Source organism: Knoellia aerolata DSM 18566, assembly GCF_000768695.1.
GTDB classification, from domain to species: Bacteria; Actinomycetota; Actinomycetes; order Actinomycetales; family Dermatophilaceae; genus Knoellia; species Knoellia aerolata.
In genome coordinates this window covers 1-467 of the sequence record NZ_AVPL01000182.1, presented here as the reverse complement: position 1 = coordinate 467, position 467 = coordinate 1, and the positions used below count along the sequence as shown (strand labels likewise).

Here is a 467-nt window from a genome sequence, read left to right as displayed (position 1 = left end):
CCGGTGAAAGCGGCGGTCCAAAGTATCTGACGATACACCATATCTTAAAGATGACTTCCGAGTCATGTTTAAGATATTGCTCTTTAACAATCTGGAACAAGCTGAAAATTGAAACATGACGGCTGAAATTTATCCCTCCGTAGATGTATTGGGATAAAGAGTAACCTGTCATAGAGTCTCTCAAATGTTTGCAGCGCGAACGATGGAAACATCTTCGGGTTGTGAGGTTAAGTGACTAAGCGTACACGGTGGATGCCTAGGCAGTCAGAGGCGATGAAGGGCGTGCTAATCTGCGAAAAGCGTCGGTAAGGTGATATGAACCGTTATAACCGGCGATACCCGAATGGGGAAACCCAGTGTGTTTCGACACATTATCATGTCATGAATACATAGTGGCATGAGGCGAACCGGGGGAACTGAAACATCTAAGTACCCCGAGGAAAAGAAATCAACCGAGATTCCCCCAG

Annotated in this window: 1 rRNA gene; it reads left to right on the top strand. The window is 46.0% G+C overall.

Features of this window, described 5'->3' with window-relative positions:
- Window positions 1-225: 225 nt before the first annotated feature.
- Window positions 226-467 (top strand): 23S ribosomal RNA (locus tag N801_RS19235); the annotation flags it as partial.